This is a genomic window from Vibrio makurazakiensis, assembly GCF_050337375.1.
Classification (GTDB): Bacteria; Pseudomonadota; Gammaproteobacteria; order Enterobacterales; family Vibrionaceae; genus Vibrio; species Vibrio makurazakiensis.
In genome coordinates, this window is the sequence record NZ_JAKJSW010000057.1 from 1 (window position 1) to 22434 (window position 22434).

19 protein-coding genes and 1 pseudogene are annotated in these 22434 nt (G+C 42.8%); 11 read left to right on the plus strand and 9 right to left on the minus strand.

The window, feature by feature from the left end; translation table 11 throughout:
* Positions 1 to 282 precede the first annotated feature (282 nt).
* The 3 genes from L4C33_RS08720 to L4C33_RS08730 are packed head-to-tail and all read right to left on the minus strand — an operon-like array spanning position 283 to position 5359.
* Positions 283 to 3390, minus strand: coding sequence for an efflux RND transporter permease subunit (locus L4C33_RS08720; RefSeq protein WP_428812049.1), 3108 nt, complete (start codon positions 3388 to 3390; stop codon positions 283 to 285).
* Positions 3387 to 4700, minus strand: a complete 1314-nt coding sequence (locus L4C33_RS08725) for an efflux RND transporter periplasmic adaptor subunit (protein ID WP_428812050.1) — start codon at positions 4698 to 4700, stop codon at positions 3387 to 3389. The genes L4C33_RS08720 and L4C33_RS08725 overlap by 4 nt, the downstream gene beginning before the upstream one ends.
* Positions 4700 to 5359 carry a TetR/AcrR family transcriptional regulator gene (locus tag L4C33_RS08730; RefSeq protein ID WP_428812051.1) on the minus strand — a complete coding sequence of 220 codons (660 nt, stop codon included), beginning with the start codon at positions 5357 to 5359 and terminating at the stop codon, positions 4700 to 4702. The genes L4C33_RS08725 and L4C33_RS08730 overlap by 1 nt, the downstream gene beginning before the upstream one ends.
* A 569-nt stretch (positions 5360 to 5928) precedes the next feature.
* On the opposite strand from L4C33_RS08730, the gene leuA reads away from it, so the two are divergent.
* The 5 genes from leuA (at position 5929) to L4C33_RS08755 (ending at position 11746) form a co-directional block, all read left to right on the plus strand.
* Complete coding sequence (gene leuA / locus L4C33_RS08735) at positions 5929 to 7476, plus strand: 2-isopropylmalate synthase (RefSeq protein WP_428812052.1); 1548 nt, start codon at positions 5929 to 5931, stop codon at positions 7474 to 7476.
* Between the two features lie 96 nt (positions 7477 to 7572).
* A complete protein-coding gene (gene leuB / locus L4C33_RS08740) occupies positions 7573 to 8664 on the plus strand; it encodes a 3-isopropylmalate dehydrogenase (RefSeq protein ID WP_428812053.1) in 1092 nt (363 codons plus the stop codon).
* A gap of 114 nt (positions 8665 to 8778) precedes the next feature.
* The gene (gene leuC, locus L4C33_RS08745) at positions 8779 to 10191 is read left to right on the plus strand and encodes a 3-isopropylmalate dehydratase large subunit (RefSeq protein ID WP_428812054.1); all 1413 of its coding nucleotides are present in this window, start codon (positions 8779 to 8781) and stop codon (positions 10189 to 10191) included.
* A 14-nt stretch (positions 10192 to 10205) separates the two neighbouring features.
* Positions 10206 to 10808, plus strand: a complete 603-nt coding sequence (gene leuD, locus L4C33_RS08750) for a 3-isopropylmalate dehydratase small subunit (protein WP_428812055.1) — start codon at positions 10206 to 10208, stop codon at positions 10806 to 10808.
* A gap of 155 nt (positions 10809 to 10963) precedes the next feature.
* Positions 10964 to 11746, plus strand: coding sequence for a DUF547 domain-containing protein (locus L4C33_RS08755; protein ID WP_428812056.1), 783 nt, complete (start codon positions 10964 to 10966; stop codon positions 11744 to 11746).
* Between the two features lie 98 nt (positions 11747 to 11844).
* Here L4C33_RS08755 and L4C33_RS08760 read toward each other — a convergent pair whose 3' ends face one another.
* Together L4C33_RS08760 and djlA are read right to left on the minus strand one after the other, a co-directional pair.
* The gene (locus L4C33_RS08760; protein WP_428812057.1) at positions 11845 to 12390 is read right to left on the minus strand and encodes a DUF924 family protein; all 546 of its coding nucleotides are present in this window, start codon (positions 12388 to 12390) and stop codon (positions 11845 to 11847) included.
* Between the two features lie 57 nt (positions 12391 to 12447).
* Positions 12448 to 13302 (minus strand): co-chaperone DjlA, encoded by an 855-nt coding sequence (gene djlA, locus L4C33_RS08765; protein ID WP_428812058.1) that lies wholly within the window; start codon positions 13300 to 13302, stop codon positions 12448 to 12450.
* 148 nt (positions 13303 to 13450) lie between these two features.
* On the opposite strand from djlA, the gene lptD reads away from it, so the two are divergent.
* The 6 genes from lptD to L4C33_RS08795 all read left to right on the plus strand — a co-directional run bounded on the left by lptD (position 13451) and on the right by L4C33_RS08795 (position 20342).
* The gene (gene lptD, locus L4C33_RS08770) at positions 13451 to 15820 is read left to right on the plus strand and encodes an LPS assembly protein LptD (RefSeq protein WP_428812059.1); all 2370 of its coding nucleotides are present in this window, start codon (positions 13451 to 13453) and stop codon (positions 15818 to 15820) included.
* Positions 15821 to 15866: 46 nt separating this feature from the next.
* Positions 15867 to 17162, plus strand: coding sequence for a peptidylprolyl isomerase SurA (gene surA / locus L4C33_RS08775; protein WP_428812060.1), 1296 nt, complete (start codon positions 15867 to 15869; stop codon positions 17160 to 17162).
* Positions 17152 to 18141, plus strand: a complete 990-nt coding sequence (gene pdxA / locus L4C33_RS08780) for a 4-hydroxythreonine-4-phosphate dehydrogenase PdxA (protein WP_428812061.1) — start codon at positions 17152 to 17154, stop codon at positions 18139 to 18141. The genes surA and pdxA overlap by 11 nt, the downstream gene beginning before the upstream one ends.
* Positions 18138 to 18953 carry a 16S rRNA (adenine(1518)-N(6)/adenine(1519)-N(6))-dimethyltransferase RsmA gene (gene rsmA / locus L4C33_RS08785; protein ID WP_428812062.1) on the plus strand — a complete coding sequence of 272 codons (816 nt, stop codon included), beginning with the start codon at positions 18138 to 18140 and terminating at the stop codon, positions 18951 to 18953. The genes pdxA and rsmA overlap by 4 nt, the downstream gene beginning before the upstream one ends.
* A gap of 191 nt (positions 18954 to 19144) precedes the next feature.
* Positions 19145 to 19525 (plus strand): Co2+/Mg2+ efflux protein ApaG, encoded by a 381-nt coding sequence (gene apaG / locus L4C33_RS08790; protein ID WP_428812063.1) that lies wholly within the window; start codon positions 19145 to 19147, stop codon positions 19523 to 19525.
* A 13-nt stretch (positions 19526 to 19538) separates the two neighbouring features.
* Positions 19539 to 20342, plus strand: coding sequence for a symmetrical bis(5'-nucleosyl)-tetraphosphatase (locus tag L4C33_RS08795; RefSeq protein WP_428812064.1), 804 nt, complete (start codon positions 19539 to 19541; stop codon positions 20340 to 20342).
* A gap of 82 nt (positions 20343 to 20424) precedes the next feature.
* On the opposite strand, the gene folA is transcribed toward L4C33_RS08795, so the two are convergent.
* From folA to L4C33_RS08815, 4 genes and pseudogenes are all read right to left on the minus strand, one after another.
* Positions 20425 to 20907 carry a type 3 dihydrofolate reductase gene (gene folA / locus L4C33_RS08800; protein WP_428812065.1) on the minus strand — a complete coding sequence of 161 codons (483 nt, stop codon included), beginning with the start codon at positions 20905 to 20907 and terminating at the stop codon, positions 20425 to 20427.
* 45 nt (positions 20908 to 20952) lie between these two features.
* A complete protein-coding gene (locus L4C33_RS08805) occupies positions 20953 to 21438 on the minus strand; it encodes a threonine/serine exporter family protein (protein WP_428812066.1) in 486 nt (161 codons plus the stop codon).
* Positions 21426 to 22193: a threonine/serine exporter family protein gene (locus tag L4C33_RS08810; RefSeq protein WP_428812067.1), complete on the minus strand. Its 768-nt coding sequence runs from the start codon at positions 22191 to 22193 to the stop codon at positions 21426 to 21428. Before L4C33_RS08810 ends, L4C33_RS08805 begins: the two co-directional genes overlap by 13 nt.
* Before the next feature lie 123 nt (positions 22194 to 22316).
* Positions 22317 to 22434 (minus strand): annotated as a pseudogene (locus L4C33_RS08815) (GTPase); the annotation flags it as partial.

The following is a 22434-nucleotide window of genomic DNA, read 5'->3' on the forward strand; positions in this document are numbered from 1 at the left end:
GTTTTGAATCCATAAAGAAGAACCACTAGAAAAATGGTTACATTTGTTACAAGTTATTAGGCTTGTGAATCGGTCTAAAGATAAAGACAAAAGTCAGGTCAATAGTTCTATCTATTAATGCAAAAGTAATCGCCAACCTTCACGTGTATTAAAGCAAAGAAGCCACATTTTCGTACGCATTCTCGGTATATATCCTCCCCTAAAAATGTAGCCATAAAGTCGTTTTACTAAAAAAGAAAAAGCGACACTAGGTCGCTTTTTAGTAAGAGTTTAATTCAACCATTATGCAGTGAGTGACTCGTGCTTCTTAACTAAACCAAAGTCAGCCAGAATTGCGTATGCAGCAGGAATCATAAATAGTACTAGCAAGGTAGAGGCAAAAATACCGAATACAATTGAAATGACTAATGGCTGAATAACCTGAGCTTGCAAACTGGTCTCCGTTAACAGCGGTAATAAGCCAGCAGCTGTCGTCATCGAAGTTAGAAAGACCGCTCTAAAGCGCTCACGGCTGGCTTTGACTACCGAGTCATGAACGCTGTCTCCATCATCAATATGATGGCGGATATATTGCACTAACAAGATAGAATCATTCACAACAATACCGGCCAGTGAAACAAAGCCCATCATACTCGGCATACTTAACGAGTGCCCCAGTATCCAGTGGCCTAACACGACACCAATAAATGCTAACGGAATCGCCATCATCACGACCACAGGCTCTAAATAACTGCGGAATTGATAACTAAGGATAGCGAATACACCAAACAATCCAAGTAAGAAACCTTTGCCCATCGACGCCCCTGTTTTGGCCGCATCTTTAGCTTCACCTTCAAAATCAAAACGCAGCCCAGGGTATTTCTGTTGCAACTCACCAGCTTTATCACTTTGGAATTTAGTCAAAATAGCCGAAGAGCTCACTTTAGTATTGTCAGTATCACCAAAGACACTGATCGTTCTTAAACCGTCGATGCGTTGAATGCGAACATAATTCCTCTGAAAATCTAAAGTCGCTAATGTCGCCAACGGGATTTGGTAACCTTCAGGAGTAATAATTGGGAAGTTAGCTAACTGCTGGAGATCTCCTGCTTGTTCTTTGTCTAGGCGAACCTCGATAGAAATATTCTCAACACCCAGCTGAATCTCATCCGCGGTTTGACCAAAAAATGCTGCCCGCAGTTGAGATGCAATCATTTGACCATTCACGCCATAGGTTTCAACACCCGGACGGAGCTTAACTAATACTTCTTCTTTCCCCATGCGCATGTCATCAAGCACACCATGCACACCTTCAAATTCGTTAAGATAATTTTGAATATCGATGGATGCAGCTTTAAGTTCATCAAGATTATCGTGCTTAACACGGATCTCAATGGCTCGACCACCCGGCCCCATCGTTGGTTGCTTAAACACTAATGAGATTGGGTCTGCTAGTTCGCCAATGTCTTCACGCCACGCATTAATAAATTCGTCGATGATGGTATTACGACTTTCAGCACCCAATAGGTCTAAACGTACTGTAGCTAAATGGGGACCCGACTCGTTGGCGTCTGCATTCGCATTGAACTGGCTAGTAATATGCTGAACAAGCTTTTGACCACCTTCAACTTCCTCGCTCCATTGCTTATCCAACTTCTGAGCTGAAGCGACTATTTTATCGACCACTTTTTCCGTCTGCGCCAACGATGCGCCTGGCGGTAAAATAATGCGGGCTTCGGCGATATCACCATCTAGTTCAGGGAAGGGCTGAAACTTCACTAAGCCACCAGCGATCAGAGAAACTGAAATCAGTAATAAAGCCATCACTCCGCCCATGAAGGCGTAACGGTAGCTTACGACCCTTTCTACAGCCACCATCAAGGTCGTATTACGAAAGTGCTCAAATTTTTCCAATAGAACCACTTTAAAACGCAGTGGCGCTTTTTCTTTTTTCTCTTTATGCAGCGAGTGAGCGAGATGGTTAGGTAAGATCAAAAATGCTTCAACAAGACTTAACGCCAGCACCAAAATCAGAACTTGTGGAACCGCTTTAAGTACCGCACCCATTTCACCATCAAGAAACAGTAAGCTGCCGAAGATACAAACCGTGGTTAAGAAAGAAGACAATACGCCCGGAAAGACTTTTTTCACTCCGTTATAGACGGCGTCATCTACTTTTTGCCCCCTATCTAAATGGGAAGCTATCGACTCTGCAATAACGATGGCGTCATCCATCATGATACCTATCGCCATTAATAAGCCGACCAGTGACATGATGTTGATAGATAACCCTAGGTTAGCCATTAAAAATAAGCCGCCTAAAAATGCCACGGGTAAACCTGCCGCAACCCAGAATGAATATCGCAAACTGAAGAACAACCACATGGTGGCAAACACCAGCACAATACCTTGCCAGCCATTGCTGACCATCATGGTTAATCGATCCCACAATACCGACGATAAATCGTTGGTCATTTGTAAAGTCACACCATCTGGCGCGATGGCTTGTTGCGCTTCTACAAACTGAGTAACACGGTCTTTGATTCGTAGAGCATCGTCTTCTTTGTTCTTACTAACTTTAAGTAACGCGGATGGTTTTCCGTCGAACAGTACTTTTTGCTCATCAAGCTCGAACCTGTCAGTAATTGTGGCTATATCACGTAAACGGATCACTGAACCATTAGGGGCTGAACCGACAATGATACTTTCGAGTTCGAGGGGCTTGACCTTTCGTTCATCAAAACGGATCAAAAAGTTCTTATCTGGAGTTTCGACATTACCACTAGGTAACTTAATATTTTGCCTGCCTATTTGATCAGCGATATCACCAACGCTCAAACCCAATTGACGGATCGCCTGACTATCCAACTCAACCCGATATTGGTGATCAGAAAAACCACTAACTTCAACAAGTGATACATCGTAATCAAGCTTCATGATCCGTTTAAGATCTTCAGCATAGGACTTCAGTTCTGGCCAAGTCGTATTCGCGGTAATCGCTACATCAACCACGGGTTCATTCCAATCCAGCTCCTGAACAATCGGTGATTCAATCTCTGACGGAAAGTCATTAATGGAGTTTATCTGAGTTTGAACATCCACCAGCATGCGGCCGATATCCGCTTTCTCATTCAATTTTAAAATTAAGCGAGCACTGCCCTCTATCGCTTCACACTGAGTCTCTTCGATATTTGCTAACCCATCGACTGCATCTTCCATGCGTATACATAGGCTTTCTTCAACCTCTTGAGGAGAAGCGCCTGGGTAAACAACGCCTGCCATAATGTACGGAGGATCATACTCAGGGAACGTCTCACGTTTAATAGTCGGCAATGAGACCAAGCCCATCAGTAATAAAGCAAGCATCAATAGGTTGGCGGCCGTCGGATGCCTTGAGAAGAATTTGATCATACTGGGTTCTCCTCTATAGCCTTAGTTTCGCGTAATAACATTCCTTCAATCGCAGGGAGAAGATCATTCAAGATCAATTTATCTCCATACTCTAGCTCACCATCAACCACCACCAGGTTGTCACGGCGGTATAACACTGTCACTGACTCAATATGTAAACGACTTTCACTGTCGACTAAATAGATTTTGTCACCATGCAGAGCGCGTTCAGGAATTACCCAGCTTGGGTTCGCTTGCCCTTCAATTTTAGCTTGAACAAACATTCCATTGACTAAAGGAGGTGCGCTGCTTGGCTCTAGCTGTGCGTAATCTTGCGATATTTCTAAGATCACACCAGCTGTTGCTTGGTTCTCGTCGACGGTTTCACTGATACGGGCAACTTTTGCTGGCCAAGATGCGCTCATAGAGCCGCTACTCAATTCGATGCTCGCATTGATATTTGCCATATCAGGACGTGGAATACCTGACTCATCTCGGCTAAAGTCACTCAAACTTGAAGCCAATATTTGCATGTCATGAATCGATAATTGAGCCTCAACTTCCATCACATCAATACCATGGGCGACCAACATTGTTTGTTGAAGATTCACCACTTGGTTTTGTTCAATGTCCACTTGAGCAATACGCATCGCTTGCGGAAGAACAATACTGGTTTTCTCTAATGAGCGCTGAGCTTCTTGCACTTTCGACACGTTCACTTTCACTACGGCTTCCGCCACTCGCTTTTCGTCGGGCATTAAACCAATTTGGTTTTCTATATCTAGGACTAATTTCTGCTGGGACAAAGTGCTTTGCTGTTGCTGATCCACATCAGACTGAGATGTGAGCCCTTTCTTACGTAGGTTTTGTTTACGGTCTAATTCTTTATCGCTGATCGATAAGCGGTTTTTCTCAATTTTTAAAGTTTGTTTAAGATTGTTTTCTTCTTGAGTCAATTTCGCTAATGAGGTTTGGCTTGATTTTAAATCGGCTTGAGCTTGAACCAGTTTTAATTCGTAATCCAAAGGATCAATTCTCAACACTTCTGTGCCTGCGGCTAAGATTTGTCCTTTCTCTAACAAAGGAGAGCGAAATACCACTTTACCGGTGACTTCTGCTATCGCTTTCCATTCTACTTTTGGTGTGATCTTGCCAAAGCCAATAACTTTTGGCGCCATCGCTTTGAGTTCCAAAGGCATAACATCAACCAAACGCGCACGATCTCCTGCGGGCTTAGTGGGTAAATCCGGACGCATGTTAATCGCAGTCACTAGGCTCAATACGCCAACAGCAAGCGCTGGAAAAAATAGTAGTTTTTTATTAAGTTTCATTATGTTGTTTCCTGCGAATGGGAAGGCTGCAATGCATCAACAAAACCTTCAGTCATCAATTGAATATTGTGTTCAATTAAGCGGTTCAAAAACTCTTCATTGAGTTCAATTCCATGTATAGCGAGTAATGGAGGGGGAGCGATGAACGGAAAAACCATTAAGCTGATATAGGAAATACGACACAACTTCGGATCCATTCCTTGCTTTAAAATCCCTCGCTCCATCAACTTCTCAAACATCACATCTTGAGCTGGTTGAGTCACATCTAAGAATACTTTTTCAAGTAACTCTCGCTGAACCTCTGAAGGTGGCATATTCATTACCTGAGCAATCAAGCGAGGAAACTTAGGGACTTTCACCATTTCTTTATAGTAGGTACGCATGAGATCCAAAAAGTTCTCATGGCTACTTTGAACCACGAGCTTTTGCATCTGTAGCTGCATTGGTCGCAAAGTCTCCCGTAGCATGGCTTCAAATAACCCAGCTTTACTTCCAAAATAATAGCGAATCATCGCAACGTTGACACCTGCTCGCTCAGCAACCAAACGTGTCGATACTTTGTCATATGGTTGAACGACAAACAGATCACGGGCGTGTTCAATTAACAACTGCCGCACATCCAGATTCTGTTGAGGTCGTCCTGCTTTACGCGCAGTCATCACTAAAAACCTATCTCTATAATTAATCGCACGATTAATTATAGAGATAAATTGATACGGTAGTAGAAGATTAATTACTCACTATTTAATCAAATGATTAATTAATTTAACCGCATTTTCATTTTTGTTGGTGAATCACTCCACAAAAAAGATTTACTACAAAGTTTTAACCTACACATTAACCAAACGATAAACTAACCCCCCACACCAAAACCACAAAACAGCTAATTAAACCAAAACGGCAAACACGAACAGCACAAACCAAACAAAAACACTGCCAATGAGCGCTGATATTGGATTTTCTTGTTTGACGCTTAGAATAAATTACGGTAAATATGGTGTTAACAGTTTATTTACGGATATTTGTGTAATGATTTTTTCTTCTTCTCGACTGCTGAAACTTCTCCTTATCGTGAACCAATCGCGCGGGTAAGTTGTGGGTCAAGAACTACACAAATATTAAAACCCGCGCCGAGCGGGTTTTTTTGTAACTGACACTTTTAAAAGAACATCATTCTTAATAATAATTTGGATAGCAATCGATTCATTATCGATATAAGGAAGCACCCATGAACGATCAAGTGATAATTTTTGACACGACCTTACGTGATGGCGAGCAAGCGTTGGCTGCAAGCTTAACGGTAAAAGAGAAATTACAGATCGCTTATGCACTTGAACGACTGGGTGTAGATGTTATTGAAGCGGGTTTTCCTGTGTCATCTCCAGGCGACTTTGAGTCAGTACAAACCATTGCGAAGAACATTAAAGGCAGCCGTATTTGCGCCCTTTCTCGTGCAGTTGCGAAAGATATCGATGCAGCGGCTGAAGCGTTAAAAGTTGCCGAGCAGTTCCGTATTCATACTTTCATTTCTACATCGACGGTTCACGTACAAGACAAATTACGCCGTAGCTACGACGATGTTGTAGAGATGGCAGTTAAAGCGGTTAAACACGCTCGTAACTACACAGACGATGTCGAGTTCTCTTGTGAAGATGCTGGCCGTACTCCTATCGACAATCTGTGCCGTATGGTTGAAGCTGCTATCAACGCGGGCGCTAAAACCATCAACATTCCAGACACAGTGGGCTACACAGTTCCTAACGAGTTTGGCGGCATAATCCAAACGCTATTCAATCGAGTACCAAACATCGACCAAGCGATCATCTCAGTTCACTGTCACGATGACTTAGGCATGTCGGTTGCCAACTCAATCGCAGCGGTACAAGCCGGTGCTCGTCAAGTTGAAGGTACTATTAACGGTATTGGTGAACGTGCGGGTAACTGTTCTTTAGAAGAAATCGCGATGATCATCAAAACTCGCCAAGAGTTGCTAGGTGTTCATACTGGTTTGGATCATCAAGAGATTCACCGTACTAGTAAGTTGGTTAGTCAACTTTGCCACATGCCAATTCAAGATAACAAAGCTATCGTTGGTGCTAACGCATTCAGCCACTCTTCAGGTATTCACCAAGATGGCATGCTTAAGAACAAGAACACTTACGAGATCATGACACCTGAGTCTATTGGCTTGAAGAACAAAGCATTGAACCTAACAAGCCGTAGTGGCCGTGCAGCAGTTAAGAGCCACATGGACGCAATGGGTTATAAAGATAATGAATACAGCCTAGATTCTTTGTACGAAGACTTTTTGAAGCTTGCTGACCGTAAAGGCCAAGTTTTTGATTACGATTTAGAAGCGCTAATGCACTTCGCGAACCTACGCGATGAAGATGACTTCTATAAACTTAACTACCTAAGCGTACAATCTGGTAGTGTTATGTCTACTACTAGTATCAAACTGCTATGTGGTGATGAAGAGAAATGCGAAGCCGCTGTCGGTAACGGCCCTGTTGATGCTTTATACCAGTGTATCTACCGCTTAACAGGCTACGAAATTGCATTGGATAAATTCGACCTTACCGCTAAAGGCGAAGGTGAAGATGGCTTAGGTCAAGCTGATATCATTGCTAACTACAAAGGTCGCAAATACCACGGTACAGGCGTTTCAACCGATATCGTTGAAGCCTCAGGTCAGGCACTATTGCACGTAATTAATAGTATTCACCGTGCCGACCAAATAGCTGAAATAAAGCAAAAGAAGATCGCAACAGTTTAATACCCAATAACAGAGCCCTAGAGCCGATGTTGTTGGCTTTAGGGACAAAATTTAAAACGAGCTAAATAGCTCAGTAACAAGAATTAAAGGATTAACATGACTGATAAATCATACAAGATTGCCGTACTACCTGGTGATGGCATTGGCCCAGAAGTAATGCAGCAAGCACATAAAGTGCTAGACGCGATTGAAAAGAAGCACGCTATTAGCTTCTCTCGTGACGAGTATGATGTTGGTGGTATTGCGATTGATAACCACGGCTGTCCACTACCAGAAGCAACAGTTAAAGGCTGTGAAGAATCTGATGCTGTATTATTCGGTTCTGTAGGTGGTCCTAAATGGGAACATCTTCCACCGAATGACCAACCAGAGCGTGGTGCCCTACTTCCACTACGTAAGCATTTCCAACTATTCTGTAACCTACGTCCAGCGCAAATCCATAAAGGTCTAGAGTCTTTCTCTCCTTTACGTGCTGACATTTCAGGTAATGGTTTCGACATCGTTGTGGTACGTGAACTAACAGGCGGTATCTACTTCGGCCAACCTAAAGGTCGAGAAGGCGAAGGCGCAAATGAAAAAGCGTTTGATACAGAAATTTACCACCGTTACGAAATCGAGCGTATTGCAAAGATTGCTTTCGAATCTGCTCGCCTACGTAACAAAAACGTATACTCAATCGACAAAGCAAACGTTCTACAGAGCTCTATCTTATGGCGCGAAGTTGTTGAAGAGATCGCTAAAGACTACCCAGATGTAACACTAAATCACATGTACATCGACAACGCGACCATGCAACTAATCAAAGACCCATCTCAGTTCGACGTAATGCTATGTTCGAACATCTTCGGTGACATCATCTCAGATGAGTGCGCAATGATCACAGGCTCTATGGGTATGCTTCCTTCAGCAAGCCTGAACGAAAGCAACTTTGGTCTATACGAACCTGCAGGCGGCAGTGCTCCTGATATCGCAGGCAAGAACATCGCGAACCCTGTTGCACAGATCCTTTCTGCAGCACTCATGCTTCGTTACAGCCTAGGTGAAGAAGCTGCTGCACAAGACATCGAAACAGCGGTATCTAAAGCGCTTTCTGCTGGTGAACTAACGGCAGACCTTGCTGGTAAGAACCAAGCCCTAACAACCTCTGAGATGGGCGATAAAATTGCTGAGTACATCCTAGCGTCATAGAACGCAGACTCAGCGAACATCACCACTAATAAGAATACTCTCAACCTACCTTGTTAACTAACTTGGTAGGGTTGGAATAAACACTGGGACTGATGCTCCCAAGGAAGAAAAGCTATGTCGACAAACCAGCAAGCCAAAACCTTATACGAGAAAGTTTATGACGCTCACGTTGCAGTAGCAGCGGAAGGCGAAAACCCGATTCTTTATATCGACCGCCACCTAGTCCATGAAGTAACGTCACCTCAAGCTTTTGATGGTTTACGTGAAAAAGGCCGTAAAGTACGCCAAGTAGGCAAAACTTTTGCAACTATGGATCACAACGTATCGACACAAACCAAAGACATTAATGCTTCTGGCGAGATGGCTCGTATCCAAATGGAAACGCTATCGAAAAACTGTGAAGAGTTTGGTGTAACGCTTTACGACCTAAACCACAAATACCAGGGTATTGTCCACGTAATGGGCCCAGAGCTAGGTATTACTCTACCGGGCATGACCATCGTATGTGGTGACTCACACACGGCAACACACGGTGCATTTGGTTCTTTAGCATTCGGTATCGGTACTTCTGAAGTTGAGCACGTTCTAGCAACTCAAACGCTAAAACAAGCTCGCGCTAAAACCATGAAGATCGAAGTAAAAGGCAAAGTCGCTGAAGGCATTACCGCAAAAGATATCGTACTCGCGATCATCGGCAAGACAACAGCCGCTGGCGGTACAGGCTATGTGGTTGAATTCTGTGGTGAGGCAATTACTGACCTTACAATGGAAGGTCGCATGACGGTATGTAACATGGCAATCGAACTGGGTGCGAAAGCAGGCTTAATCGCTCCTGATGCAACGACTTACGAATACATCAAAGGTCGTAAGTTCTCTCCTGAGGGCGAAGATTTAGAAGCAGCTATTGAATACTGGAACACATTGAAAACCGATGCTGATGCAGAATTCGATGCTGTTGTGACGCTAGAAGCTGCAGATATCAAACCACAAGTTACTTGGGGAACCAATCCCGGTCAGGTTATCTCGGTAGACACACCAATCCCTGCACCAGAAAGCTTTGCAGATCCTGTTGAAAAGGCATCTGCCGAAAAAGCTTTGGCTTACATGGGACTAGAGGCGGGTAAATCTCTATCGGATTACAACGTCGATAAAGTCTTCGTGGGTTCTTGTACTAACTCACGTATCGAAGACATGCGTGCAGCGGCAGCAGTAGCGAAAGGCCGCCAAGTAGCGAAACATGTTCAAGCATTGATCGTTCCTGGTTCTGAGCAAGTAAAAGCACAAGCTGAAGCTGAAGGCCTGGATAAGATCTTCATCGAAGCAGGCTTTGAATGGCGCCTACCAGGCTGCTCTATGTGTCTTGCAATGAACAACGACCGTCTAGGTCCACAAGAGCGCTGTGCTTCTACATCAAACCGTAACTTTGAAGGCCGCCAAGGCCGTGATGGTCGTACGCACCTAGTTAGCCCAGCAATGGCAGCCGCAGCGGCTATCGCTGGTCACTTTGTCGATATTCGTGAACTTTAATTAGAGGATTTAACATGTCAGGTTTTCAACAACACACCGGATTAGTCGTTCCTCTAGATACGGCCAACATCGATACTGATGCGATCATTCCAAAGCAATTTCTACAGAAAGTAAACCGCATTGGTTTTGGTAAGCACTTGTTCCACGATTGGCGCTTCCTAGATGACGCAGGCCAACAACCAAACCCTGAGTTTGTAATGAACGAAGCTCGCTACCAAGGCGCTTCAATTCTTCTGGCTCGTGAAAACTTCGGTTGTGGCTCATCTCGTGAACACGCACCTTGGGCGCTTGCCGATTACGGTATCCAAGTAATGATTGCGCCAAGCTTTGCAGACATCTTCTACGGTAACTCCATCAACAACCAAATGGTTCCGGTTCGATTGACTGAGCAAGAAGTGGATGAGATTTTCCAATTCGTAGAAGCAAACGAAGGCGCTGAAGTCACTGTTGATTTAGAAGCAATGAAAGTTAGCGCGAATGGCAAACAGTACTCGTTTGAAATTGATGAGTTCCGTCGCCACTGCCTGCTTAACGGGTTAGACAACATCGGTCTCACCCTACAGCACGCCGATAAGATCTCTGAATTTGAAGCTAAAATCCCTAACTTTCTAAAATAACGAAGTTTTGAAATAGCCTCACACAGTTTGAATACAAATAAAGGTTGGCCTAATGCCAACCTTTTTTATTGGCTCGACTTTATTATTTAACTGAAGAGCGATGAAAGGAAATGGTAAGCCATAAGGTCTTAGTAGTCAGTCATCAGGAGAATGCAATGAAACAACTACTCATTATTATCAGCCTATTTTTCTCAACCTTAGCTTGGTCAGCCCCTAAATCAGAACTTTGGCCTTATTGGAATCAAAGCAACGAGACCAATCTAGAACAAATATCTCATCAAGATTGGCAGCAATTCCTCGACAGCTACCTAATAAAACAAGGGCAAAACACATTAGTTCGTTATCAAACGGTGAGCACTGCAGATAAGGCAAAGCTGAAGCTATATATCAAGAAGCTAGAACAGGTTAATCCGCTCGACTATTTAAAATCAGAGCAATATGCTTATTGGGTTAACCTATACAACGCCATTACTGTCGATTTGATTCTTGATGCCTACCCGATAAAATCGATCACTAAACTTGGTGGATTATTTAGTTTCGGGCCATGGGGAGATGATGTGGTAGTCGTTAACAGGAAGTCACTAACACTCAACGACATTGAGCATCGAATCTTAAGACCTATTTGGCAAGACCCACGCACACACTACGCGGTAAATTGTGCGAGTTTAGGGTGCCCTAACCTACAACTTCAAGCCTTTACGGCTGACAACACCGAGGCTCTACTAGAACAAGCAGTCTCTGAGTTTGTTAACAGTGACAAAGGTGTGTTGGTTAAAGGCAATAAGCTCCAGCTATCATCGATTTATGAATGGTTTGCTGTGGATTTTGGTACAGAGAAACAACTCATTCAACACTTAGACCAATATCGAACAGAAGCAGTAACCAATACTCAAAATATCAGTTATGACTACGACTGGTCGCTCAACCAAGCTAACTAGCTCTAACGCTAAACTTCATAACTAAAGCAAAACAAAAAAGAGGCTAGGGTTTTATCAACCACTAGCCTCTTCTCAATTCATTGACCGTATCTCTACAATTAAAAACTTGAGCCCGGTTGCTGCAAGAATTCTACTTCTTCAGGAGTCGAAGTTCGCCCTAGCACTTCATTACGATGAGGGTAACGACCAAAACGTTCAATGATAACCTTATGCTTAAACTCAAAATCCAAATTATGTTCTAGTCCAGTTTGAGAAAAGAGCCCCACGGCTTGTTCATGGACTAACAAAGACTCACTATGCATATAAGGCATATACAGGAAGCTTTTTTGTTGTTGACTAAGCTGATGGTCAAAACCGCCCGCTACCGCTTCTTGAGCTAAAGCCAGCGCCATCGGATCAGCCGTAAACGCTGCTAGACTATTTCTTCCAATATTTCGAGAAAACTGATCCAACACGATAATCTCAGCCAAACGGCCTTGTGCTGTTTGGCGCCACTCAAATAACTCACCTTGGATGGCTGCTTTGTGCAGGTCAGCAAAACGAGAATCAATCAAAGCGTCAATCTCAGTTCCACCAGTAAACCAGTCTTTAGGCGTCAACTCATCGAACCAAAAATCTAGAACATCCTGATACGTTATTGTCATATAATTCCCTTTAATAAAACCGAGTAACTTGATGTCATTACTCGGTTTAGTATTTGATTACTTAAAACCTTTGACCTTCTTAATTAAGTCATAAGCATTTTGAATTTCTTGCGACTTCTCTTTCGCGACATTCATCATCTCTGGTGGTAAGCCTTTCGCCATCAACTTATCAGGGTGATGCTCATTCATAAGTTTTCGATAGGCCTTCTTCACGGCTTTGCCATCAGAACTATCACTCACACCTAACACATTATACGCATCAGCTAATTGATCCGCTTGTGATGCTTGTTGCCAGCCAGATGACTGTTGCTGTCCTCCATGACCGCCGAAACCTCCCCCCTGCTGCTGGAAACGAAATGCCGCTTCTTGCATTTTTAAGCGCTGTTCAAGTTGATCTGTAGAGAAGCCTAACCCACGAGCAATTTTGTGCAGTACATTACGCTCACTAGGGTGTAAATCGCCATCGGCAAATGCAGCCGATATCTGTAATTCTAAAAAAAACTGTAACAAGTCAAAACGGCCACCCGCTGAAATCTTCACGCGCTCTAAAGTTTCGTCCAACGGGAAGCCAGTTTCTTTACCATCACGGAAAGCATCTTGAGCAGACTTGCGAAGTTCGCCATGTAAGCTCATTCGATCCATCATAGTGCTAGCCAATTGGATCTCTTCTCGAGTCACTTGACCTTTTGCTTTTGCTACATGCCCCATGACAGCAAACGCTGCTTTAAAAAACTCTTCTTGGCGTTCTGCCTGGCTCGGACCACTACCAAAGCCAGAACGCTTAAAACCAGCTTGGTTAAGACGGCGAGCTTTATCAAATTGATGCCCTAGAAATAGGCCAAAGATAGATCCTACTAATCCACCAAATAAAAAGCCAAAAAAGGCACCAAGGATTTTGCCAAATATCTGCATTATATTTTCTCTAGTTGTGAATTTTTTCTATGTTCAGCGGTCTTATAGTGCTGGATGCAATTATTTCCTTTATCATAAGGAAAACAGTTTTATTAATTTGATTGATTCATCTCAATCAATTTCTCGTGACACAGGATAGTTCAATTTCATGCAATGTTTTTCCCGCACCTTGTTAGCCGCTTCTATTAGCACGGCCTTATACGTGTCGACTGCTCAAGCTGAAACAGAAATAACAAACGATAATAGTGTGCAGGAAATGCCCTCTATAGATCAATGCTTGATCGAACCTTCTTCAGAAAACGATACACAATTACCAGCTTTAGTTGAAGCTGACCACTTAGAAGCAATCAATGGGCAAAAAGCTACCTATGTCGGTGATGTAAAAGTCACTCAAGGTAATAAAACCATTTTAGCGGATAATGTGACTCTTCATCAGCAAGAGAATATTGTAGTAGCAGAAGGTAATGTCACTTTTAATGATGGTCAAATCAAAGCACTATCGGATAAAGCGACCAACAACCTCACCACTGACGAAATGACTCTCGAAAACACCGACTATGAGTTCCTGTGCGAGCCTGGTCGTGGTGATGCGGTCTATGTAGCTAAAACGGGCAAAGCAGTTTATGAAATTGAAGACGGGTCAATAACTTCATGTCCTATTGGTGACAACGCTTGGCGCATGCGTGCTTCTAGCATTAGCGTCGATCAAAATGAAGAAGAAGCGACTTTCTACAATCCTCGATTCGAGATTCAAAGTGTCCCAGTCTTCTATCTTCCTTATTTAACTGTGCCTATTGGTGATACACGTAAAACGGGTTTTCTATACCCAACGGTTTCCTACGGTTCAAGTGACGGTTTTGAAGCTGAAGTTCCTATTTACTGGAACTTAGCACCTAACTACGATTTAGAAACAACTCTTAAGTACATGCAAGAGCGTGGCACTCAGCTCAATAGTGAGTTCCGATACTTGAATGACTTTGGTACCGGTAGCATCAAGTCAGAAATACTTCCTGACGATGCCAAGCACCCAGAAAAAGGCAACCGCTGGGGTGCGCAATATTCCCACATAGGTATATTCCAAGAAAATTGGAAAGTAGAAATTGACTACTCGAAAGTCAGTGATATTGGTTACTTTTCAGATATAGATTCGAGTATTGGTAATCAAGAAGATGGTCAACTATTACAAGAAGGAAGAGCAACTTATCGCTCACAATCTTGGGATGCATCACTACTAGTTCGTGATTTTCAAGTGTTAACTGATACTGGAAACCTACCGTACCGCTTAATGCCGCAACTTGAATATAACTACTATGCACCTGAAGTCATGAAGTATCTCGACTTTGATGTGATTAGCCATGTATCACAATTTGCTACTGATGCAGATGGAGCACCGTCAGCGACACGAGTTCATGTAGAGCCCGGAATTACTATTCCGGTAGGCAATACTTGGGGCACATGGACCACAGAAGCTCGGCTACTTGGTACATATTATCAGCAAGATCTTGATGGTGTAGATACAACATCGGGAACAAAAGAAACAAACCCGTATTTGGGGTTAGAAGACACCGTGTCTCGTGTAATACCTGAATTTAGAACTCACGCTGGTGTTGTGTTGGAGCGTGATACAACCATCTTTGAAAATTACACTCAAACTTTAGAACCTCAAATCCAATATCTGTATGTACCTAAAGAAGATCAAAGTAATATTGGCAATTACGATACAACGTTATTACAAACCGACTATTACGGACTATTCCGAAGTCGTAAATACAGTGGTGTTGACAAAATTTCTGAAGCCAATCAAATCAGCTATGGTGCTTCGTCTCGATTTTTTGATGATTCCTATAAAGAGCGCTTAAACATCTCTTTCGGTCAAATTTACTACATAGATAAAGACACTAAAGCTTCTTCGGATGGCGAAGAGTCTTCCACAAAGTCAAATTACTCCTCATGGGCTGTAGAAATGGACTTTAACTATGATGATTACTTGTTTTATCACGGCGGCGTTCAATACGATATAGACACCTCTGCGATGCAGTTAGCCAACAGTACGCTCGAATACCGTTTTAATGGGGGCTACATTCAAACTAACTACCGTTATGTAACTAAAGCATATTTAGATGAAACTGTCGGCAGTACAGTAGATATCGACTCGATAACTAAAGAAGGCATTTCTCAAGCTGGTTTACTCGGCGCTTACCAAATATCTCCGAAGTGGCACGCTAGTGCTCAATATTTTTATGACCTAAATGATGAAATAGACCTAGAGTGGTTAGCTAACCTTAGATACCGCTCTGATTGTTGGTACATCGGCTTTACCTATAGTAATCAACTAAAAAGCTGGGACGGTATCGGGTACACAGACACAAACTCTAATCCCGTTTATGAAAGCAATTTGAGCTTAAACTTCGGTATTATAGGTTTTGGTACAAGCATTGGTTCTGACTCAACGGCAACAGGTGCAGATGCCGCCGGTAGCTCGCTAGGCTACGGCCGCCCATTTTTCTTAAATAACTAATTTTTTATTTACTGACTTATAGTTGGTAAAGCTTAAAGGACTACAAATGAAATTGTGGAAAAAGACTTTAATCAGTTTAGCCGCAACATGCAGCGTATCAACGAGCATAGCGGCACCCGTTGAACTAGATAAAGTGAGTGTTATCGTCAATGAAGGCGTGATACTGCAAAGTGATATTGATACGTCAATGAAAACGCTACGTGCCAATGCGAAGAAAAACAATCAAGCACTGCCGCCGCAAGATGTATTGGTTGAGCAAGTTCTAGAAAAATTAATCGTCGATACCATTCAAACTCAAGAAGCAGAAAGAATTGGTGTACGTATTGATGACAACCGCTTAAATGAAGCGATTGCTGAAATTGCAAAAAACAATAACCAAACCATTGATCAACTGACTGCGTCCGTAGCTGCTGAAGGGTTGAGCTATAGTGCGTTCCGAGAGCAGGTTCGCAAAGAGTTAGCGGCAAGTGAAGCTCGTAATGCATTAGTTCGTCAGCGTATCAATATTCTACCTGCAGAAGTTGACAACCTTGCTGAAATTCTAGCTCAAGAAACTAACGCAACGGTTCAGTATAAAATTGGTCATATTCAGCTTCGATTTAGTGATGACCAAACCAAAGAAGAGCTAGAGGTTCAAGCCACTGAGCTAGTGGAAGAATTAAACTCAGGTAAAGACTTCAGCACTATGGCTTATACCTACTCTAAAGGACCTAAGGCACTTCAAGGTGGCGACTGGGGCTGGATGCGTAAAGAAGAAATGCCTACCATTTTTGCAGATCAAATCAAACTGCAAAATAAAGGCAGTATTATTGGTCCTTTCCGCAGTGGTGTAGGCTTCCACATTCTAAAAATTGAGGATGTGAAAGGCTTAGAAACGGTTGCTGTTACCGAAGTTAATGCTCGTCATATATTGCTAAAACCAACTGTAATTCTTAGTGATGAAGGTGCAAAGTCGCAGCTCAATGAGTTTATTCGTCGTATTAATGCGGGCGAAGCAACCTTTGGTGATTTGGCCCAACAACACAGCCAAGATCCAGGTTCTGCTGTACAAGATGGAGAGTTAGGCTACCAAACTCCCGATCTATATGTCCCTGAGTTTAAGCACCAAGTTGAAACTTTAGAAAAAGGCACTATCAGTGCACCATTTAAAACGGTTCATGGCTGGCATATCGTCGAAGTATTAGATCGACGTGAAGTTGATAGAACAGATTCAGCGATGAAAAATAAAGCGTATCGAATTCTTTTCAATCGTAAATTCAACGAAGAAGCAGGAGCATGGTTACAAGAAATCCGTGCAAGTGCGTTTGTTGAAATGGTTGGAGATAACGAAAATGACAATTAGACGAATTGCCGTTACTGCAGGAGAACCTGCGGGAATTGGCCCCGATTTAGTTGTAGCACTTTCTCAAGAAGATTGGCCACATCAAATCGTTGTTTGCGCTGATAAACAAATGCTAGCTGAACGAGCAAAAATTCTGGGAATTTCATTAGAACTTATAGACTATGACGCGTCTATCCCAGCTAAAGCACAACGTTCTGGGACCTTGGTAGTTAGTCATTTACCCTTGGCTGAACCGAGCATTGTTGGCGAGCTTAATGAAGCGAACGGTCATTATGTATTAAATACATTAGAAAGCGCAGCAATAGGCTGTATGAATGATGAATTTGATGCTATTGTCACCGGCCCTGTTCACAAGGGGGTAATTAACCGAGCTGGAGTCGCATTTAGCGGACACACTGAGTTTTTTGCCGAGAAGTCCAATACACCATTAGTGGTTATGATGTTGGCAACTGAAGGTTTGCGAGTTGCACTAGTCACAACGCACATCCCTCTATCACACGTCTCTAAAGCAGTAACTGAAGAACGACTGGAAAAAATCATCCATATTCTTCAAAAAGACTTAGTCGAAAAGTTTGCTATAGAGAAGCCAACTATCTATGTGTGTGGTCTAAACCCTCATGCAGGTGAAGATGGTTGCCTAGGACGTGAAGAGATCGAAACGATCACCCCGACCCTAGAAAAAATTCGACAACGAGATGGCATTAACCTAGTTGGCCCATTGCCAGCTGACACCATCTTTAATGAGAAATATCTGCAAGATGCAGATGCTGTTTTAGGTATGTATCACGACCAAGTATTACCAGTATTAAAATACAAGGGCTTTGGTCGTTCAGTGAACATCACACTAGGCTTACCATTCATTCGAACTTCGGTTGATCATGGTACAGCTCTGGATTTGGCAGGCAAAGGCCTAGCTGATACAGGGAGCTTTAGAACAGCGCTCACGCACGCCATTGAATTAGTAGAGAAAAAGCAATGAGAAATGATGTCCACTTAGGACACAAAGCGCGTAAACGTTTTGGTCAAAACTTCCTGAATGATCCGTATATTATCGACGGAATCGTATCAAGCATTAACCCACTACCAGGTCAAAACTTAGTAGAAATTGGCCCTGGTCTTGGTGCAATCACTGAACCTGTAGGTAAACTTACCGATAAATTTACGGTCATTGAGCTAGATAGAGACCTTGCAGAACGTCTGCGTAATCACCCTGATCTTGCTGACAAGCTAACGATCTATGAAGGCGATGCAATGAAGTTCGATTTCGAACAACTTGTTAAGCCGAACAATAAGCTACGCATCTTCGGCAACTTGCCATATAACATCTCTACACCATTGATGTTCCATCTATTTGAATTCCATAAAGATGTTCAAGACATGCACTTTATGCTTCAAAAAGAAGTGGTTAATCGCCTAGCTGCTGGTCCGGGTACTAAAGCTTACGGTCGTCTTACCGTTATGGCTCAATACTACTGTAAAGTCACTCCTGTGTTAGAAGTGCCACCAACAGCATTTGTTCCGCCGCCAAAAGTTGACTCTGCTGTAGTACGCCTTCAACCATATGAAGTCCTTCCTTACCCAGCGAAAGACCTAAAATGGTTAGATCGTGTATGTCGTGAAGGCTTCAACCAACGTCGTAAAACAGTTCGTAACTGCTATAAGAGCTTAATCAGCAAAGAAGTTCTTGAAGAGCTTGGCGTTAACCCAGGTATGCGCCCTGAGAACCTAACTCTGGAGCAGTTTGTTGATATGGCAAACTGGCTATACGACCAGAACAACACTGAAAAATAATAAAAAGGCTCCTACACTTCGGTGAGGAGCCTGTTTTTTATCGGTGACATTTTTACATGCAAATGTCTGATAGTGTGCCTTATCTTTTACATTCTGTACTTCATCTTGCTCTATCCTCTATTTTCACTTACCGTATCAACAATAATGGCTATCCAAATATATGGATAATTGGCTCAATCTAAGGAGCGAATATGGATATTTCGACGCCCTGCATCAAGTGCCAAGTACACACCAAGTATATTGCTGAGCAATCAGAACCAGACAAAGACCGCTACGTATTTGCTTATATCATTACAATCAAGAACCTCAGTAAAACTCCGGTTCAATTACTGACACGCCGATGGCTGATCACTGATGCCAATGGTAAACAGCTAACTATTGAAGGTGATGGGGTTGTCGGAAAACAGCCCGTGATTGACGCCAATGATGAATATACTTATACCAGTGGCACTGTCATAGAAACCCCTGTAGGTGTAATGCAAGGTCATTACGTTATGAACGACTATCAGGGGCAAGACTTTTTGGCTCAGGTAGATCCATTCAGACTCGCCATTCCTAATATTCTCAATTAATAAGAAACGAACTGTGTCTAATTATATCGTTGGTGATATCCAAGGTTGCTTTGATGAACTCATGCGACTACTCAAAACCGTAGAGTTTGATCCTAAGTTTGATACTTTATGGGTTGCCGGAGATCTTGTCGCTCGTGGTCCAAAGTCGTTAGAAACGCTGCGCTTTATCAAAGGGCTCGGAGCAAGCGCTAAAGTTGTGTTAGGCAATCATGACTTACATTTACTCGCAGTTTCATTGGATTTATTTCCTGCTAAAGGAAAGGATAAGACAAAACCAATTATAGAAGCAGAAGATAGGTATGAACTGCTAACGTGGTTACGTCAACAGCCTCTACTTCAGGAACATGAAAATTTTGTCATGTGTCATGCAGGTATCTCGCCTCAATGGGATCTAGAAACCGCCCGTAAAGCTAACTTGGAAATACAAGATCTTCTACGTTCAGACAAATGGACTTGGTTGATCGAAAACATGTATGAAAATCAGCCTGATCTTTGGAATAATCAATTAACAGGTATTGAACGCTATCGATACATCATCAATAGCTTTACACGAATGCGTTATTGCTCAAATTCATACCATATCGACATGACATGTAAACTTCCACCCAATGAAATCAAAGATGACGAACTCGTTCCATGGTTCAAAGTCTCCGCAAGAACTCCAATTGAAAAAACAATTTTGTTTGGTCACTGGGCGGCACTAAAAGGCTATTCGGGTGAAGAAGTTATTGGCCTTGATACAGGCTGTGTTTGGGGAGGAGAACTGACACTATTACATTGGGAAGAACATAAATTCTATCGTCAGAAAGCTCTTTGAAAATAAGCACGGAAAAGAGAACGAATAGCAATAATGACCCTGTGAATGAAGTCATTATTGCTCACTAGGTTAATCAAATTAGTTATTGACGATCTAGAACTACAAATTCCATATCATGCTTATTCTTTTCATCTGCACCGTATGACTCGCTTATTACTTGAGTCCAGTCTTTCCCCCAATCAGGGAACTGGGTATCGCCGTCGACTTCGAAATCAATGAATGTCAGATACAGTTTGTCAGCCTTAGGCAAACAGCTTTGATAAATTGAACCACCACCAATGATCATCACCTCTTCAACGTCAGCAACAACTTCAAGAGCTTGATCTATAGAAGTAACAGTCGTCACACCATCAATAACTAAGTTTGAATCACGGCTAATTACGATATTTAAACGTCCAGGTAACGGCCTACCAATCGAGTCATAGGTCTTTCTCCCCATCACTACAGGCTTACCCATGGTGACCTTCTTAAACCAAGCAAAATCTGCAGGTAAGTGCCATGGCATCTGGTTGTCTTTACCGATAATGCGATTGTTTGCCATTGCGGCAACCATACTAATGATCATGTCTATGGTCCTATCTATTTTTAGTAACGTTCCGTTATCCCAACTCTAAACTATCGGGCGACGGCGATAGAATAACAGTCCCGGCATGGCTAATCCAATCGCCAGCCCTGCGATAATAAACATCGCTTTAAGGAAGTTTTCCATTAAAGTGGCCAGCAGCTCTGGTGTGTAACCTAAATTATTGATTTCAACCATGGCGATCATCGCTTTAAAGGCAAAGACACCCGGTACCATAGGTATCAGAGCCGCAACAGTAAATACCTTCGGGTGAGCTAATAAACGATGTGACCAATGAACACCTATCATCCCAACAATAGTAGCGGCAAAGAAAGTTGCCCATTCTATTGGAATGCCAAAATCCATCATCAAATAACGGCTGCCATGACCAATTGCACCACCTAATGCGCAATAGATGAGTGCCCTTTGAGGTACATTGAACACAAGAGCAAAACCAACAGCAGGAATAGCAGCAAAGAACATGTCGTTGACTAAGCCGAATAGTAAGTTGAAGAAATCCATTAGTTTATCCATCCCCATACGCCCGTTAAGCTCATTGCACCTACAATGCCAAGGCTCGTTGCTAAGGTTAATAAACTCGCCATAGTAAAACGGGCAATTCCCATATTGATATGACCTTTCAGCATATCCGCCACCGAGTTAATCAATGGGAAACCAGGAACTAACATCAATACAGAAGAAGCCATCGCAATGGTTGGTTGATTACCAATACCATGCATAACGGCTTGTGCTGACACAAGTGTCGTCACAAACGCGGTAATAGCGAAGTTAAGTAGTGGATTGAAATGCCGATGACCAATTTCTTGACGAACGATCATACCGGTTGCTGAAGCGATAAATGTCATGGCGAATACATTCCAGTCACCGCCAGCTAATCGACTAAAAGAAGCACAAGATAACCCTATCATCACAACGACTAACCAGCGGTTATATCGTTCAGGGCTAATAGCATTTAGCTTTCGCTGAGCGAGGCTGCAGTCTAAAATGCCTTTTTCCATCATAATACAAATACGTTGGATCTGAGTAATCGCGCGCATGTTTATTCCACGATCAGCACAACTACGCGTGGTTGTAATACAGTGATCTGCTATCCGAGTTGTGACGACTAGCGAGTTAGCAGATAACGCAACCTCCACTTCATCAACACCACTAGCGATACCGATCCTTCTCATAATGTCGCCAACCAATGTACTTTCAGCACCGTGCGCCAATAGTATTTGTCCAGCTTGAGCGACTAACCTAGATATCGCTCTCTGTTGTGAAGCCATGATTCCTTCCATGTATATGAATAATTCCTAAGCACCAGTTTGCATCAAACCAGAAAGACTCAACATGATTTAGATACAAAAAAGCCGCAATTTTCATTGCGGCTTTTCTTATATCATCAAAACTTAGTCACGAACGTAGATAACATGACCGTCATCTTCTTCGTCGTCCCAGTCGTCCCAATCATCTTCAGTTACAACATTCTTACCGCTCATCGCGTCTTTGTGGTAATCATCCCACATG